The organism is Pedococcus sp. P2_E5, from assembly GCF_056403895.1.
The window spans coordinates 48,138-64,107 of sequence record NZ_JBFUEP010000006.1 but is presented as its reverse complement, the minus strand read 5'-3'; the positions used below and the strand labels follow the sequence as shown (position 1 = coordinate 64,107).

Annotated in this window: 16 protein-coding genes; 9 read left to right on the top strand and 7 right to left on the bottom strand. The window is 70.9% G+C overall.

Annotation, left to right across the window (positions count from 1 at the left end):
- Positions 1-56: 56 nt before the first annotated feature.
- Positions 57-1,253 (bottom strand): S53 family peptidase, encoded by a 1,197-nt coding sequence (locus tag AC1DVZ_RS03355; RefSeq protein ID WP_477616769.1) that lies wholly within the window; start codon positions 1,251-1,253, stop codon positions 57-59.
- A 396-nt stretch (positions 1,254-1,649) separates the two neighbouring features.
- Here AC1DVZ_RS03355 and tig point away from each other — a divergent pair, with 396 nt between their 5' ends.
- Entirely contained in the window at positions 1,650-2,996 is a 1,347-nt protein-coding gene (tig, locus tag AC1DVZ_RS03350; protein WP_477616797.1) for a trigger factor, read from the top strand.
- Between the two features lie 117 nt (positions 2,997-3,113).
- Complete coding sequence (locus AC1DVZ_RS03345; protein ID WP_477616768.1) at positions 3,114-3,578, top strand: hypothetical protein; 465 nt, start codon at positions 3,114-3,116, stop codon at positions 3,576-3,578.
- 45 nt (positions 3,579-3,623) lie between these two features.
- Here the strand turns inward: AC1DVZ_RS03345 and AC1DVZ_RS03340 are convergent, their stop codons facing one another.
- Entirely contained in the window at positions 3,624-4,718 is a 1,095-nt protein-coding gene (locus AC1DVZ_RS03340) for a LacI family DNA-binding transcriptional regulator (RefSeq protein ID WP_477616767.1), read from the bottom strand.
- Between the two features lie 72 nt (positions 4,719-4,790).
- Here AC1DVZ_RS03340 and AC1DVZ_RS03335 point away from each other — a divergent pair, with 72 nt between their 5' ends.
- The 5 genes from AC1DVZ_RS03335 to clpX all read left to right on the top strand — a co-directional run bounded on the left by AC1DVZ_RS03335 (position 4,791) and on the right by clpX (position 9,823).
- Positions 4,791-6,104: an MFS transporter gene (locus AC1DVZ_RS03335; protein WP_477616766.1), complete on the top strand. Its 1,314-nt coding sequence runs from the start codon at positions 4,791-4,793 to the stop codon at positions 6,102-6,104.
- Positions 6,105-6,284: 180 nt separating this feature from the next.
- Positions 6,285-6,920: an ATP-dependent Clp protease proteolytic subunit gene (locus AC1DVZ_RS03330; protein WP_477616765.1), complete on the top strand. Its 636-nt coding sequence runs from the start codon at positions 6,285-6,287 to the stop codon at positions 6,918-6,920.
- A gap of 11 nt (positions 6,921-6,931) precedes the next feature.
- Positions 6,932-7,609, top strand: coding sequence for an ATP-dependent Clp protease proteolytic subunit (locus AC1DVZ_RS03325; protein ID WP_477616764.1), 678 nt, complete (start codon positions 6,932-6,934; stop codon positions 7,607-7,609).
- Positions 7,610-7,734: 125 nt separating this feature from the next.
- Complete coding sequence (locus AC1DVZ_RS03320; RefSeq protein ID WP_477616763.1) at positions 7,735-8,352, top strand: hypothetical protein; 618 nt, start codon at positions 7,735-7,737, stop codon at positions 8,350-8,352.
- A 196-nt stretch (positions 8,353-8,548) separates the two neighbouring features.
- Complete coding sequence (gene clpX / locus AC1DVZ_RS03315; RefSeq protein ID WP_477616762.1) at positions 8,549-9,823, top strand: ATP-dependent Clp protease ATP-binding subunit ClpX; 1,275 nt, start codon at positions 8,549-8,551, stop codon at positions 9,821-9,823.
- Between the two features lie 98 nt (positions 9,824-9,921).
- Here the strand turns inward: clpX and AC1DVZ_RS03310 are convergent, their stop codons facing one another.
- Genes AC1DVZ_RS03310 through AC1DVZ_RS03290 form a run of 5 tightly spaced genes read right to left on the bottom strand, consistent with a single transcriptional unit; the run spans position 9,922 to position 14,055 of the window.
- Complete coding sequence (locus tag AC1DVZ_RS03310; protein ID WP_477616761.1) at positions 9,922-10,443, bottom strand: hypothetical protein; 522 nt, start codon at positions 10,441-10,443, stop codon at positions 9,922-9,924.
- Positions 10,443-11,822 (bottom strand): DUF58 domain-containing protein, encoded by a 1,380-nt coding sequence (locus AC1DVZ_RS03305; RefSeq protein WP_477616760.1) that lies wholly within the window; start codon positions 11,820-11,822, stop codon positions 10,443-10,445. Before AC1DVZ_RS03305 ends, AC1DVZ_RS03310 begins: the two co-directional genes overlap by 1 nt.
- On the bottom strand, positions 11,819-12,808 hold the full coding sequence (locus tag AC1DVZ_RS03300; protein WP_477616759.1) for an AAA family ATPase: 990 nt from the start codon (positions 12,806-12,808) through the stop codon (positions 11,819-11,821). The genes AC1DVZ_RS03305 and AC1DVZ_RS03300 overlap by 4 nt, the downstream gene beginning before the upstream one ends.
- Positions 12,809-13,330 carry a hypothetical protein gene (locus tag AC1DVZ_RS03295; protein WP_477616758.1) on the bottom strand — a complete coding sequence of 174 codons (522 nt, stop codon included), beginning with the start codon at positions 13,328-13,330 and terminating at the stop codon, positions 12,809-12,811.
- Positions 13,327-14,055: a DUF4129 domain-containing protein gene (locus AC1DVZ_RS03290; RefSeq protein ID WP_477616757.1), complete on the bottom strand. Its 729-nt coding sequence runs from the start codon at positions 14,053-14,055 to the stop codon at positions 13,327-13,329. Before AC1DVZ_RS03290 ends, AC1DVZ_RS03295 begins: the two co-directional genes overlap by 4 nt.
- A gap of 210 nt (positions 14,056-14,265) precedes the next feature.
- Here AC1DVZ_RS03290 and AC1DVZ_RS03285 point away from each other — a divergent pair, with 210 nt between their 5' ends.
- Positions 14,266-15,273, top strand: a complete 1,008-nt coding sequence (locus AC1DVZ_RS03285; RefSeq protein WP_477616756.1) for a sigma-70 family RNA polymerase sigma factor — start codon at positions 14,266-14,268, stop codon at positions 15,271-15,273.
- Between the two features lie 8 nt (positions 15,274-15,281).
- Positions 15,282-15,878: a TIGR03086 family metal-binding protein gene (locus AC1DVZ_RS03280; RefSeq protein ID WP_477616755.1), complete on the top strand. Its 597-nt coding sequence runs from the start codon at positions 15,282-15,284 to the stop codon at positions 15,876-15,878.
- The last annotated feature ends 92 nt before the right edge of the window (positions 15,879-15,970 follow it).

Here is a 15,970-nt window from a genome sequence, read left to right as displayed (position 1 = left end):
TCGCCGACGGCCCCGGGGGATGGTCCCCCCAGGGCCGTCGGCGTGACCTGCGAGGGTCAGAAGGCCGAGGTGCCGTTCGGGGTGCCCAGACCGGTCGGGCCGTCCCAGCCGGACTTCGCCGTGCACCAGGAGGCGCAGGTCCCGTTGGATCCGGAGGTCACGTCGAACAGGCCGGCCGGGTTGGCGTAGGGCAGCGTGTTCGCGTAGCCGGCGGTGTTGCCGCTGAGCGCATAGACCGAGGCGACGATCGGGGCCGAGAGGCTGGTGCCGCCGTACTGCGCCCACGAGGACGAGGTCCTCGAGGTGGGGGCGTAGGTCGCCAGGCCCGTCGCCGGGTCGGCCACGGCCGAGACGTCCGCGATGGCACGACCGCTGCAGGCGGTCATCGCCGAGGTCTGGCCGACCGGTGCGGCGTTGAGGGTCGTGCAACCCGAGCCGGCGCCGTTCCAGGCCGACTCCGACCACCCACGGGCGCTGGAGTCCTTGACCAGCGAGGTGCCGCCGATGGCCGTCACGTAGCGCGAGGACGCCGGGAAGCTTCCGCCCTGGTACCCGTTGTCACCGGTCGACGCGGTCACGGCGATGCCGGGGTGGTTGTAGGCCGCGCCGTACGAGCTGTCGGGCAGGTCGCCTCCGCCGTAGCTGTTCGAGATCGCGGCGACGCCGGCCTGCTGTGCTGCGGTGTTCACCGCCGTTCCGAGGTCGGTGAGGCTGGCGCTGTTGGCCTGGACCAGCACGATCTTGCAGCCCGGGCAGGTCGCCGACACGGCGTCGAGGTCGAGCGCCTGCTCGCCGGCCCAGCCGACGTTGAAGCGGGGCAGGGACGTTCCGCCGGTCTGGTTGATGATGCGCAGGCAGCCGTTGGCCGTGGTGCAGGCGGACAGGCCCCACTGGGCGCGGTAGATACCGAGGTCGCGCTCGGCGTTCGGGTAGCCGTAGGCGTCGACGATGGCGACGGTGCGACCGCCGGCGGACAGCCCGGTGACCTTGTAGGCGCTCTGGATGTCGGTGGGAGTCTTGCCCGAGATGGCGTGCGGGGTGACCGGGTTGCCTGTGGGGCTGACCGCCCGGCCTTCGGCGTCGACCAGCTTGAGTGCGTGGCACGCCGCGACGGTGGGTGAGCTCGGCGTCGCGCACACGCGCTGGGCGTGGGCGCTGGGGGACGGGGCTGCCGAAGCGGCGGTGACCGCGGTCGTGACGAGCCCCAGGGATGCCGAGGCTGCCAACGCGACAGAGAGGATCTGCGTGCGCATACGAAGTGTCTCCTGACGTGGAAGGAGGCGGCCACTACCGCCTCACGCGTCGAAGACTCACGTCGAACGCATTGCCTGGCAATGGATTTCGGCCGCCAACCTCGCTGCTGGCGAAGAAATGGGACACGCCGGGGAGACCCTTGACGCAAAGTCGTGACGGATGTCATGGGCGCTCGGGCGACCGGTGTGGGGGCGGCCCCACCCGGCATACTCGTGAGGCTGGTGTGCCGCCGGTTCGGAGCGCGGGCGCGCAGCGGCTACCATGAGGTTTTGGCCCGGTCGCCGCCTGTCACAGCCGGCGCAGCGGGCCTTCGCATTGCCCCACCCGCGAGGTGACCAGCAGTGCCCCGCACCACAAGCACGCACCACGCCCCCACGACCTTGGAGTATCCCGCAGTGAAGAGTGCCGTCGAGACCCTGAACCCGACCCGGGTCAAGCTGACCGTCGAGGTGCCGTTCGAGGAGCTCAAGCCGAGCCTCGACGCCGCCTACGCCACCATCGGCTCGCAGATCCAGGTGCCCGGATTCCGCAAGGGCAAGGTTCCCTCGCGCATCATCGACCAGCGGGTCGGTCGCGGCGCGGTCCTGCAGGAGGCCGTCAACGAGGCGCTGCCGCAGTTCTACGGCCAGGCCGTGGAGGAGAACAAGGTCCGTCCCATCGGGCAGCCCGAGGTCGACGTGACCGAGGTGCCGGCCGAGGACGGCCAGGACCTCAAGTTCACCGTCGAGGTCGACGTGCGCCCCGAGGTCCAGCTGCCCGACGACTTCAGCGGCATCACCGTCGAGGTCGACGAGGCCAAGGCGTCCAACGAGGACGTCGAGGCCCGGCTCATCGCGCTGCAGGAGCGGTTCGGCACCCTCAAGGGTGTCGAGCGCGCAGTCGAGAACGGTGACTTCGTGTCCATCGACCTCAAGGCCAGCATCGGCGAGGACGAGATCGACTCGGTGACCGGCATCTCCTACGAGGTCGGCTCGGGCAACATGCTCGACGGGCTCGACGAGGCGCTGACCGGGATGGCGGCCGAGGAGACCAAGTCGTTCACGGCGCCCCTCGCCGGCGGCGACCGCGAGGGCGAGGACGCCGACGTCGTGGTGACCGTCCAGTCGGTCAAGGTCCGCGAGCTGCCCCCGCTCGACGACGACTTCGCCCAGCTGGCGTCGGAGTTCGACACCCTCAAGGAGCTGCGCGAGGACGTCACCAAGCAGGCCGACCAGGCAGCCAAGTTCGAGCAGGGCGTACAGGCCCGCGACAAGGTGCTCGAGCACCTCCTCGACACCATCGACATCCCGGTGCCGGACGGCGTCGTGGAGGCCGAGGTCAACCAGCACCTCGAGGGCGAGAACCGCCTCGAGGACGCCGAGCACCGCGCCGAGGTCGACGCCAACACCCGCAAGGCGCTCAAGGCCCAGTTCCTCCTCGACGCGATCGCCGAGAAGACCGAGGTCAAGGTCGAGCAGCCCGAGCTCATCGAGTACCTCGTCATGTCCGCCCAGCAGTACGGCATGGACCCCAACCAGTTCGCCCAGGCCATCGACCAGCAGGGTCAGGTCCCCGCGATGGTGGCCGAGGTCGCACGTCGCAAGGCGCTTGCCGCCGTCCTCGAGCAGGCCACGGTCGTCGACACGGCCGGCCAGCCGGTGGACCTCAACGAGGTCACCGCCACCGACGTCGCGTCGCAGCTGTTCGAGGGTGGCCACGAGGGCCACGACCACGGCGACCACGAAGGTCACGAGCACGCCTGATCGACCCAGAACGGGGTCACAACAACCCAAACCGTATGCCGCTCACCCCTTCGTAGGGTGAGCGGCATACGTCATTTGGGTGACCCGCAGCAGTGCCGCTACGCCGGACGATGAGGCATGGACATCACTGCCTTCCACAAGCTGCGGACCGCGGTGCAGGAGAACGCCAACCCGGCGGACGACCTCACGGCGACCCGGCTCCGCCACGCGCTGCACAGCGCCCTGACCGCGAGCCGGCTGTTCGACGAGATCGAGTTCGGGCACACCGAGGACCCGAGCCAGATGGTGATCGGGGTCTGCCGCTGCGCCGACGACGTGCTGCCGTGGGAAGCGGGCATGGGGGTCGAGCGGCTCTGGCTGTCCGTGGCCACCGACGTGCAGTGGGAGGCCCACACGATCGGGTGCACCGACAGCCTGATGGAGTTCGAGGGTGCGGTGACCGTCGACGACCGTGGCCACTACATCACGGTCCACGTGGTCGCAGAGCCGTCTGCGGCGACCATGGACGCCATCGTGGCCCGCCGGGACGCCGACGAGGCAGCGGCGCCGGTGGGCGCCGAGACCGAGCCGGTCCGCGGCTGAGCCGGACCGCGACAGGGTCCGCGACAGGGTCCGAGTCAGGTCCGGTCAGCGGGTCGCCGGCGGCGCTGTCGTCGTCCCGATCCGCAGGTCGGTCGGCTGCACCGCGTCGTCGGGGCGCCGGCCGTCGAGCAGCTGACGGAGCATCTCGCCCATCAGCCGTCCCTTGGCGAGGCCGTGCTGGTCGACCGTGGTCAGCGTGCCGGCGAACCACGGCAGCTCGACCCCGTCGAACCCGGTCACGCTGAGGTCGCCGGGCACGCTCAGGCCGAGCTCTGCCGCGGCGCGAACGACTCCCATCGCCAGCAGGTCCGACTGGGCGACGATCGCCGTGGGTCGCAACGCCGGGGGGAGGTCCAGCAGCAGCCGTGCCGCGATCGCGCCCTGCTCCACGTCGGGGATGGCAGTCTGCGCGAGGCGCGGCGCCGCGGCGGTGTCGCCGCTGTCCGCCCCGAAGACGTCCAGGAAGCCGAGCGCGCGGTCCCTGGTGTCCGCGAACCCCGCCGCAGCCACGTCGTCCAGGGTCGCGAGCCCGGTGGGGGAGTCGTGCCGAAGCGGCATCATCAGGTGGGCCACGCGGCGGTGCCCGAGGTCGGTCAGGTGGCGTCCCAGCGCCACCGTGGCGCCGCGGTTGTCAAGCGAGAGCTGGGCGACCCGGGGGTCGGCGGGAGACCCGTCTCCCAGCATCGGTATGCCGCGAGCGGCCAGGTGGTCGACCGCAGGGTTGCTGTCGGGACCGCACAGCGAGAACACGACGGCGTCGAGGGCTGTCGCGGAGAGCTGGGTGATCGCGCGTTCGGGGGTGCCGGCGGGTTGGGCGATCAGGAGCATCCCGGCCGGGATCTCGTCGAGGACCTGTGAGAGGCCGTCCAGCACGCTGACGGCGAACGGGTCGCGGAACGCGTGCAGGAGCCGCCCCTCGACGACGACTCCCACGACGCCGGACCGTCCGTGGCGCAGGGACGACGCGAGCGGGTCCGGTCCGGCGTACCCGAGCTGCTCAGCGGCGGCGAGCACGCGCGCCACGGTCTCGGGCGCCACGGGGCCCTTGCCGCTGAAGGCGAGGGAGGCCGTCGACGTGGAGACCCCGGCTGCCTGCGCCACGGCGCGCAGGGTCGGTCGAAGTTGACGGGCACGACTCATGGGGTAGACACTATCGAATCGATTCGACCGAATCGATTCGATCGCTTCGAAACCATCCCGAGAGAGCGCGCAGTGACCCAGCCGACCGCCCCCGACGCCACCCGTGGGGCCGCCCCGTCGACCACCCCTTCGACCACGCCTCCGACCACCCCTTCGACCACGTCTGCCACCGCCCGGGCCGTCCAGGCCCGCAACGCCGTCTTCGTCGTCTTCGCGTTGGCAGGCATCGCCTTCGCGACGTTCGCGTCGCGGATCGCGGACACCAAGGTCGACCTGGGGCTCACTGCGGGTGAGCTGGGGCTGACGCTGTTCGCCATGTCGGCCGGCTCGCTCACGGCGCTGCCCTCGGCCGGTCGCATCGCGGGCAGGCTGGGTGCGTCCCGGACCATCCAGCTGGGCATGGTGTTCGGCTTCGCCGGGCTGGTCGTGATCGCCGCGGCCGTGGACCTGCTCGAGTCGCGGTGGGTGATGGCGGTCGGCCTCTACCTCCTCGGCATGGGTGTGGGGGTCTGGGACGTCGCCATGAACCTCGAGGGCGCCGCCGTCGAACAGCTGCTCGGCAAGACCGTCATGCCGCACTTCCACGCCGCGTTCTCGGGGGGCACCGTGCTCAGTGCGCTGGTCGGCGCAGGCATGTCGTGGGGCCACGTGCCGCTGCTCGTGCACTTCACCATCGCCATCGTGGTGTCCGCCGTGCTCGGGGTCTGGGCCCTGCGCTCCTTCCTGCCCCGCGAGGCCGAGGTCTCCGAGGAGGACGAGCGGCGGACCGCAGAGTCGGCCGGCACCAGGCCTCGGTCGGCCTGGCTGGAACCGCGCACCCTGATGATCGGCCTGGTCGTCCTGGCCGCGGCGTTCACTGAGGGCACCGCCAACGACTGGATCTCGGTCGCCTTCGTCGAGGGCCACGACGTCCCGGCGTGGGCAGGCGTGCTCGCCTTCGCCTCCTTCCTGTCCTTCATGACCCTCGGCCGGCTGGTCGGCACGCGCTTGCTCGACACCTACGGTCGCGTCCCGGTCCTGCGTGCCACCTTCGCCATGGCCGCGGTCGGTTCGCTCATGGTGATCTTCGGACCTGCCTGGATGGCCTACGCCGGCACTGCCGTGTGGGGCGTCGGCGCCTCGCTGGGCTTCCCCGTGGGGATGAGCGCGTCGGCGGACGACCCGGCCCGCGCCGCTGCCCGCATGTCGGTCGTCGCGACGATCGGCTACACCGCCTTCATCGCCGGCCCACCGATGCTCGGCTTCCTCGGCGACCACTTCACGGTGCTCCGCGCCCTGATGGCCGTCACCGGCATGGTCGCGCTCGCCATGCTCGTCATCCCGGCCACCCGGGAGCTGGCGCGCGTCCGCGCGTCCGAGCCTGCGGGCGAGCCCGCCACGGACTGACGGGTATGCCGCGGGGCCGGCCCGGCGGCATACCTCGTCCGTGCTGGGTGGGGCCCGGCCCTGGCCGTCAGTCACCTTGAGTGCTGTGCGCTCAGGGCGAACATGGTGCGGATCGGGGACTTCTGCCCACCATGACCGCGTTAGGGTCACTGACAGGCAAGGACCTCAAGTGATGGAGACATGGTGAACGAGATTGTCGCCGCGGGCGAGGGCCCGCAGGGTGGTCTGGACGACCACATCTACAACCGTCTGCTCAAGGAGCGGATCATCTTCCTCGGCTCCGACGTGCGCGACGACAACGCGAACGCGATCTGCGCACAGCTGCTGCTGCTCGCCGCGGAGGACCCGGGCAAGGACATCTGGCTCTACATCAACAGCCCCGGCGGCTCCATCTCCGCGGGCATGGCGATCTACGACACGATGAAGTGGATCCCCAACGACGTGGCCACGGTCGCGATGGGGATGGCCGCCTCGATGGGGCAGTTCCTGCTCTCCGCAGGCACCCACGGCAAGCGCTACGCCACGCCGCACGCCCGCGTGATGATGCACCAGCCGTCCGGTGGCATCGGGGGCACGGCCTCCGACATCAAGATCCAGGCCGAGCAGATGCTCTACGTCAAGAAGCAGATGGCCGAGCTGATCGCCGAGCACACCGGTCAGACCAAGGACCAGATCGAGAAGGACTCCGACCGCGACCGCTGGTTCAGCGCCGAGGAGGCCAAGGAGTACGGCTTCGTCGACCACGTGTTCAGCAGTGCCGCCCAGGCCGGTGGCCGTGGCGGCAGCGACGACAACCCGGTCACCGGGGACAAGTGAGGGATCGACACATGAACGCCAACATCAACCCCTCCATGCACGGCGGACGCCAGGGCGGCCCGCAGGTGCCGGGGCCGTCGAGCCGCTACATCCTGCCGTCGTTCGAGGAGCGCACCTCCTACGGCATGAAGCGGCTGGACCCCTACACCAAGCTCTTCGAGGACCGCATCATCTTCCTCGGTGTGCAGGTCGACGACGCGTCCGCGGACGACGTCATCGCCCAGCTGATCGTGCTGGAGTCGCAGGACCCCGACCGCGACATCCTGATGTACATCAACAGCCCCGGTGGCTCGTTCACCGCGATGGCCGCGATCTACGACACGATGCAGTACATCCGTCCCGACGTGCAGACGTTCGTCATCGGCCAGGCTGCCTCGGCGGCCGCCGTGCTGCTGTCGGCCGGCGCGAAGGGCAAGCGGTTCGCCCTGCCGAACGCGCGGATCCTCATCCACCAGCCGGCCCTCGAGGGCGGCATGGGTGGGCAGGCGTCCGACATCGAGATCCAGGCCAACGAGGTGCTCCGCATGCGCACCTGGCTCGAGGAGACGTGGGCCAAGCACTCCGGCCGCACGCCCGAGCAGGTCCGCAACGACATCGAGCGCGACAAGATCCTGTCCGCCGAGGAGGCCAAGGAGTACGGCCTCATCGACGAGGTCCTCGCGTCCCGCAAGGGCACCCTCGAGGACTGACCCCACCGGGGTCAACGCCTCGACCCGCACCATCCGGTATGCCGTCCGCTCACCTCGAGCGGGCGGCATACCTGCGTCCTGTCGCTTGGCCCGAAAGCGGCGTCCCGGAACGGCACACTGGTGGGGTGCGTCCGACCGCCATGAAGCGCGTGCTGCTCGTCGTCCCGCTGATGTTCGCCGCGCTGCTGGTGCTGCCGTCGGCTCGCGCGTGGGCGTGCTCGTGCGCCTCCGCGACGCCGGCGCAGTGGGTGGACCGGTCCGACGTCGTGCTGCGGGGCACGCTCGAGGACGTCGACAAGCCGTCCGGGCCGGCAGTGCTGCAGCCGAGCGATCCCAGCGTTACGTACCGGTTCGCCGTCTCGGAGGTGTTCCGCGGTGAGGCCATGGAGACGACCTACGTGAGCTCCAGTGCCCATGGGGCGTCGTGCGGGCTCGAGGGCCTGCTGCCGGGGCGTGAGTACGTCGTCTTCGCCCAGACCCGCGGCGACACGCTCGTGGCCGGATTGTGCGGTGGGACGGCCGTGGCGGACAGCGAGCTGGTCGCGGACGTGCAGGACGTCACCGGCCCGGGCCATGACCCGGTGCGACCGGGTCTGGTGGACGAGGCGGCGCAGCCCCCTGGCGCGGCCTCGGCAGCCCGCGAGGGCGCCTGGCTGGTGCCCCTGGTCGGCGGTGGCGTGCTCGCCCTCCTGCTCGTCAGTGCGCTCGTGGTGGTGCTGCGCCGGGGTCGCCGACGCGCCTGAGAGGGCGGCAGATCGGCCTGGCGGCGTGTTGTCCGCCCTCAGCGGACAAGGGCGACGAACGGCCGACTCGGCGGTTTCAATGGAGCGAAGGCGGTCCTTCGCGCTGTAGCGTCGGAGCGTTGCCCGTCCGAGGTGGACGGTGCACCGTCAGGCAGATTCGTCAGGCAGATTCGTCAGACAGACCGGAGGACTTCGCGTGGCACGCATGGGAGAGAGCGGCGACCTGCTGAAGTGCTCGTTCTGCGGCAAGAGCCAGAAGCAGGTCAAGAAGCTCATCGCCGGTCCGGGTGTCTACATCTGTGACGAGTGCATCGACCTGTGCAACGAGATCATCGAGGAAGAGCTCGCCGAGTCCTCCGAGCTGGGCCTCGACGAGCTGCCCAAGCCCCGCGAGATCTTCGAGTTCCTCGAGAACTACGTCGTCGGCCAGGACGTGGCCAAGCGGTCCCTGGCGGTCGCGGTCTACAACCACTACAAGCGGATCCAGGCAGGCGAGGCGGGCGGCAAGAAGGACGCCGAGTCGGTCGACATCGCCAAGTCCAACATCCTGCTCATCGGGCCGACGGGGTGTGGCAAGACCTACCTCGCGCAGACGCTGGCCAAGATGCTCAACGTCCCGTTCGCCATCGCGGACGCGACGGCCCTGACCGAGGCCGGCTACGTCGGCGAGGACGTCGAGAACATCCTCCTCAAGCTCATCCAGGCCGCGGACTACGACGTCAAGAAGGCCGAGACGGGCATCATCTACATCGACGAGGTCGACAAGATCGCCCGCAAGAGCGAGAACCCGTCGATCACCCGCGACGTCTCCGGCGAGGGCGTCCAGCAGGCGCTGCTCAAGATCCTCGAGGGCACGACCGCGTCGGTCCCGCCCCAGGGTGGTCGCAAGCACCCGCACCAGGAGTTCATCCAGATCGACACGACCAACGTGCTGTTCATCGTGGGTGGTGCGTTCGCCGGTCTCGAGAAGCTCATCGAGTCGCGGAACGGCAAGAAGGGGCTCGGCTTCGGTTCCGAGCTGCACACGCCCAAGGACCTGGCCGACTCGATCCACGAGGTGATGCCCGAGGACCTGATGAAGTTCGGCCTCATCCCCGAGTTCATCGGCCGTCTCCCGGTCATCACCACGGTCAGCCCGCTGGACCAGGAGTCGCTGGTCACGATCCTGTCCAAGCCGCGCAACGCGCTGGTCAAGCAGTACAAGAAGATGTTCGAGATCGACAACGTCGAGCTCGAGTTCACGGACGACGCCCTCGAGGCCATCGCCGACCAGGCCCTCAAGCGCGGCACCGGCGCCCGTGGCCTGCGCGCGATCATGGAGGAGGTGCTGATGCCGGTGATGTTCGACGTCCCGAGCGACGAGGGCATCTCCCGCGTCGTCGTCAGCCGCGAGGTCGTCCTCGACAACGTGCTGCCGACGATCGTGCGCCGCGACGAGGAGCCCAAGCGCACCAGGAAGCGCTCCGCCTGAGAGCAACACCCCGCACTTCTGGCCATGGGTGCCGGGTGTGGGGCCCTGTGAGGCACCCCGGAGCGGCATGGGTGGCCAGAAGTCGGGAAGAGGGAGCCTCAGGGGCGGGGGCTGTCCTCGCGGCTGAGCAGCCAGACACTGAAGGTGAGCAGCGCGACTGCTGCGATCGCGGCATACGTCAGCGAGACCTCGCCCTCCACCGCCTCCTGGCCGGACAGCATCGCCACGGCCCAGAAGGGGACCGTCGCCGCTGCGACGATGGCGCCGCGACGGGCCCACCGCCGCAGGCTGAGCCCGGGGACGGGTACCGCCCCCGGCAGGCTGGCCGCGAGGCTCGCCGTGAGGTGCAGGACCAGGCCGGCCCAGGCCGCGGCGAGCAGGCCCAGCCAGGCCGCCGTGCTGCCCGGCACGGGTACGGCCGCGAGCCAGTGCAGGGCGTGGCCGGCGAGCAGGACCGTCACGAGTCCGGAGTCCGGCTGGACCGCCGCGTAGACGGTGAGCGCGATGAGGACCACGGCGGCCACGATGATCGGGTGCGGGGACGCCGCCAGAGTCAGGACGAGCAGGGCCAGCGAGGCGACGGCGAGCACACCACGGAGCACGAGCTGGGAGCGCGACATCAGCGACTCACCACCCGGGGCGCGCGGGAGCGGCGGCCGAGGTCGCGCAGCACGAGGTCGAGGGTCCCGGGGCCGGCCCACGGAACGATCGGCACACCCGTCTGACGGGCCCGGCTCATCTCGTGGCTGCGTTCGAGGAGCCGAAGCCGCCAGGCAAGCCGGGTCTCGGTGGGGTGGTCGTCGGCGGTTTGCGACAGCTGCCCGAGCCCGGCCTCCGGGATGTCCGGTCGGGCGAGGTCGGCCGGCAACGTGTCGACGGTGACGACCGAGATCCCGCGCCGCGACAGGGAGACGGCGTGGGCCAGGATCGCGGGGGAGATGGCGGGCGTGAGGATGACCGCGAGGGTCCCGGCTGACACGTGGTGGCGCAGCTGGGAGCGCAGCCGCTTCTCGTCGCTGACCGTGCTGTCGGCGACCCGGACCCGGGCCAGGACGTCGAGGAGGCGGCGCAGGTGGTTGCTCCCGGCGGCGGCCTTGACGTGCGGCAGGTCCTTGGCGCCCAGCACGAGCAACCCGACCCGGTCCCCGGTCCGCAGGTAGTGCTCGGCGATGGCTCCGGCTGCCCGTACGGCGTTGTCCAGGCTGCTGCTCGACCCGCCGATCCCCTCGCTGCGGCCGATGTCGTTCATGGCATCGACGAGCAGCAGGATCTCGCTGTCCTGGTCGGCGTGCGTCGCGGTGACGTGCAGCTCTCCGGTGCGCACCGACACCGGCCAGTGCACCCGGCGCAACCGGTCGCCGAAGCGGAACGGGCGGATCTGGTCGAGCTCGCCGCCCTCGCCCGGGTGGTGCGAGCGGTTCTGGCCGACGAGGCCGTCGGGACGCGGGACGGGCACGCGGGCTGTGAACGTGTCAGGCAGCGGCACCGTGGGGATCGCGGGCAGGGAGACGGCCTCAGGCTCCCACCGGAAGGCGCCGAACGCCCCGCTCACGGCCACGGTCGCCGGCCCCAGCGGACGATGACCCCAGCGAGTGCTCTGGCAGACGATCTCGAGGGACGTCGGTGCGGCGGCCTTCGCCGCGAACGCGGTTGCAGCCGCACGGAATCCGGGGGTGAACGTCGTGTGCGGCGTCGGCAGCAGGACCAGGCCCGCCTCCTCGACGCCGGGGCCGGGCGTGATGGTTGCGACCCACCGGGTCGCCTGGCCCTCGCGCAGCAAGGGATGGGCGACGGCCGCGTGCACCGCTGGTGGCCCTGCCGGTCGCACCGCTGTCGCCCACAGCCCCACGAGGAGCAACGGAGTCCCGAGCACCAGGGCATCGGGTCGGCGCAGCACGACGCCCGTACCGACGAGCAGCAGCCCGAGGAACAGCGCCCGGATGTGCGCCGACGTCACCCGCCAGCGCGCCTCCAGGCGTCGTCCGAGAACCGGCGTCACGGACGCTCTAAACCGGTCCGCGGGCCCACTGCGGTGGCCGTCGGCGTGGGCACGGAGGACAGCACGCTGTCGACCACGCTGGCTGCGGAGACGTCGTTCATCCACAGCTCGGGGCGCACGGTGACGCGGTGGTCGAGGCAGGCGTGGGCCACGGCCTTGACGTCCTCGGGGGTGACGTAGTCGCGGCCGCGCAGCACGGCATACGCCCTCGACGTGAGCAGGAGGGCGAGCGAGGCGCGGGGAGAGGCACCCATCAGGAGGTTCTGGTGGGTGCGCGTGGCGGCGACCAGCCGCACGCAGTACTGGCCGACGCCCTCGTCGACGGTGACCGTCTCGACCGCCCGCTGCATCTCGATCAGCCCGGCCCCGTCGGTGACGGCGGCGACTTCCTGTGCCTCCTGCTGGCGCGCCATCCGTCGCTGCAGCACCTCCCACTCGTCGGCCGCGCTGGGATAGCCGAAGCTCACCCGCAGCAGGAACCGGTCGAGCTGGGCCTCGGGCAGGGGATAGGTCCCTTCGTACTCGACCGGGTTCGCCGTGGCGAGCACGTGGAACGGCTTCGGGAGGGCGAACGTCTCGCCCTCGACGGTCACCTGCCCCTCCTGCATGGCCTCGAGCAGGGCGGACTGCGTCTTCGGGGGCGTCCGGTTGATCTCGTCGGCCAGGAGCAGGCCGGTGAACAGCGGTCCCTTGCGGAACGAGAACTCGTGGCTGCGCTGGTCATAGAGGAAGGACCCGGTCAGGTCGCTGGGGAGCAGGTCGGGGGTGAACTGGGCCCGCGCGAAGTCAAGCCCCAGCGCCTGCGCGAAGGACCGCGCCGCCAGCGTCTTGCCCAGCCCGGGGAAGTCCTCCATGAGCACGTGACCACCGGCCAGGATGCCGGACAGGACGATCTCCAGGCTCTGCCGCTTGCCGACGACGGCGCGTTCGACCTCGGCGAGGATGGCGGTCGCGCGGATGGCGACCTGGTCGAGGGTCAGGGTCACTTAGAGCTCCTCCAGAGTGGTGATGAACGCCGCGAGCTGGGCGGCGGTGACGCGAGTGGTCGGGGACCCGGCGAGGTATGCCGTGAGCTGGGGTCCCAGCGCGGCGGAGGCGTCGTCGGCGGTGCCATCGTCAGCGAAGGGGTGGTCAGCGAGGGTGAGGCCCCGGCGGTCGCGAAGTCGCTCCACGGCGAGGCCGCTCAGGGCGGCATGGAGTCGGCTGGCGGAGGCGGAGTCGCCCGACCCGGCCTCACGGATGTCGGCTGCCAGTCGGCCGATCCGCGAGTCGGCGCCACGGGGCGGGGCTGACTCGGTGAAGGTGTTGTCCCAGTCCGTCGACTGCCGTGACTGCCACAGCCACTGCGCGAGGACGGCGAGGGCCGCGAACAGGCCGAGCGCGGCCAGGAGCATCCCCGCGTTCCCGAGCACCGGCACCGACACCGCGAGGGCACCCACTGCCACGCACACAGCGAGGACCACGAGAAACAGCTGGGCAGGCGCCAGGCTGGACAGGCGGCGGATCACCGTGCGGTCGCCCTGGCTCGGTCAGCCCTGGCCCGCGCGAGCTGGGCGACGGTCCGCTGGAGCTCGGCCTGCACCTGGACGAGGGCCTCGCGCGCCGTCGTGCGCTGGTCCTCGGCGATGGGGTGACGGGAGAACCGCGCCTCGCGGTAGAGCGCGGCCAAGGTGTCGAGGGGCGCTCGGTCGACCCGGTAGGAGCGCAGCACCGTGCTGACGAGCTCGGCCGAGGTGCGCGAGTCGTCGTCCCTCACCCCGGCGCTGCGGACGGCGTCCTCGAGCGCCACCCACGCGGCGACCACCGCGTTGGCGGGGGTGCCTCGCGCGAGGAGCTCCACACCCTCGCGGGCACCCTCGAGCAGCACCTCGGGGAGGACGTCGACCGTGCCCTGCGGGGCCGTGGCGTCGGCACGTGTCGCCCAGCGGTCGCGCAGCGCCCGTCCGACGGCCACCAGCACCACGACCACCACCGCGGCCAGCACCAGTTTCATCGCGAAGCCGACCAGGCTGACCAGCCACGGGTCGCTGGTCCGGACGCTGGCGGACTTCAGGCCCTGGTTGGTGGCCGAGAGGATCGGTCCGGGCCCGTACTCCTCGCCCGGAGCCTTCGAGTCGGGGCCCGAGAAGTCCTGTCGCGCGAAGACCCCGACCGGTCCGGCGGCGGACACCCAGGCCGCCAGCAACAGCGTTGCCACCGTCCCCACGCCCAGGCCGAGTCCACGTCGCGTCACGGTCATCGACCTTAGGCATCTGGGCCTGCCGTGGCGAGCGAACCGCCCCAATCCGTGCACAGTTCGTTACGCAGCGATGAGTTTTCGATCCCTTCCCGGTCTTTCCTCATGTGGCACCGCTGGGCCTGGGCTGGACCAGCCGGTCGGACGATGGTTGGTTGGACGAGGGCTGGTCGGACGATGGCTGGTCGGACGACGGAAGGGGACCCGATGACCGAGGTGCGCGAGCGGCCTGCCGTGGAGGACTTTCCCGAGGCGACCGACGGCTTCAGGCGCGAGCTCACGGCCCACTGCTACCGCATGACGGGGTCGATCCACGACGCGGAGGACCTCGTCCAGGAGACCTACCTGAGGGCGTGGCGGGCCTATGCCGCGTTCGAGGGGCGTTCGTCCGTGCGGACCTGGCTCTACCGGATCGCCACCAACGTCTGCCTCACCGCCCTCGAGGGCAAGGATCGTCGGCCCCTGCCTGCGGGGCTGGGCGCGCCGTCGAGCAACGCCGGTGACCAGCTGGTGGAGTCCACCGAGGTGTCCTGGCTGGAGCCGGCTCCGGACCCCTTGGTCGCGGGGGAGACGTCCGACCCGGCCGCCATCGTCGCGCAGCGCGAAAGCATCCGGTTGGCCTTCGTCGCGGCCCTCCAGCACCTCCCGGCCCGTCAGCGTGCGGTGCTCATCCTGCGCGACGTGCTGCGCTGGAAGGCCTCCGAGGTCGCCGAGGCCCTCGAGACCAGTGAGGTAGCCGTCAACAGTGCGCTGCAGCGCGCCCATGCCCAGCTCGCCAAGGCTCGGGTCACCCAGGACGACGTGCAGCCCGAGCTCGACCCGCAGCAGCAAGAGATGTTGGACCGCTATGTGAAGGCGTTCTGGGACAAGGACATCACAGCGATCGTCGGCATGCTCACGCGCGACGCCGTGTGGGAGATGCCGCCGTTCACGGGCTGGTACCTCGGGGCCGAGAACATCGGTCGCCTGATCGACACGCAGTGCCCCGGTGGTGAGCACGACATGCCCATGGTCGCGACGAGCGCCAACGGCCAGCCCGCCTTCGGTCTCTACATGCGTCAGCCCGATGGCTCGTTCACCCCGTTCCACCTCCAGGTGCTCACCCTCGATCGTGGGGTCAAGGTCAGTCACGTCGCGGCGTTCTTCGACGCCGCGCTGTTCGCGAAGTTCGGCCTGCCCGCGTCGCTACCGTCCGGCTACACCGGTCCGTCGTGAGGTCGCAGGTGCCCACCGCGACCGGTCAGAGCCGGCCGCCCAGCGCAGTGGAGCTGCTCGAACGCGCCGTCGCGTACACGCGTGCCAGCCTGGTCCTGGTGACCGCAGCCGACCTCGACCGGACGACGCCCTGTCACGGGTGGCTGCTGCGAGATCTGCTGGGCCACATGGACGACTCGCTCGAGGCGATGGCAGCCGCAGCCCGGGCCACCTCGCTCAGCCTGGTGCCCTCCGAACCACCGACGGAGGGCGCCGACCTCCTCGACAGCATCTGCCTCCGGGCGCGGGGACTGCTCGGCCACTGGCAGTCGGTGCGCGGCGGCGTGGACTGCGACATCGACCTGGCCGAGCTCAGCCTGCCTCGTGAGCTGCTCGGTGCGGTCGGCGCCCTGGAGATCGCCCTCCACGGGTGGGACGTCGCCGAGGCGATCGCACGGCCGAGGGCGATCCCACCGGACCTGGCCATGGACCTGTGGCCGGTGGCGCGCGACCACATCACCGCCGCCGACCGTCCGTTCCGCTTCGGCGCGCCAGTCGAGGTGTCGGACTGGGCGACGCCCGCGACCAGGCTGCTGGCCCACGCCGGCCGGTCGGCGCGGTGGTGAGCACGTCCCCGTGCCGCAGGCCGTGCCGCAGTCGGTGCTGGTGCCCGTGGTGGGGACGGGACCGGTAGAAGTTTGCGGCCCCACCCGCGAGG

Bases quoted from the DNA above. Each gene is read 5' to 3' on its own strand.
- AC1DVZ_RS03325 (WP_477616764.1), top strand. From the start codon at position 6,932: ATGAACGCCAACATCAACCCCTCCATGCACGGCGGACGCCAGGGCGGC.
- AC1DVZ_RS03345 (WP_477616768.1), top strand. From the start codon at position 3,114: ATGGACATCACTGCCTTCCACAAGCTGCGGACCGCGGTGCAGGAGAAC.
- AC1DVZ_RS03330 (WP_477616765.1), top strand. From the start codon at position 6,285: ATGGTGAACGAGATTGTCGCCGCGGGCGAGGGCCCGCAGGGTGGTCTG.
- AC1DVZ_RS03355 (WP_477616769.1), bottom strand. From the start codon at position 1,253: ATGCGCACGCAGATCCTCTCTGTCGCGTTGGCAGCCTCGGCATCCCTG.
- AC1DVZ_RS03285 (WP_477616756.1), top strand. From the start codon at position 14,266: ATGACCGAGGTGCGCGAGCGGCCTGCCGTGGAGGACTTTCCCGAGGCG.
- AC1DVZ_RS03310 (WP_477616761.1), bottom strand. From the start codon at position 10,443: ATGTCGCGCTCCCAGCTCGTGCTCCGTGGTGTGCTCGCCGTCGCCTCG.
- AC1DVZ_RS03340 (WP_477616767.1), bottom strand. From the start codon at position 4,718: ATGAGTCGTGCCCGTCAACTTCGACCGACCCTGCGCGCCGTGGCGCAG.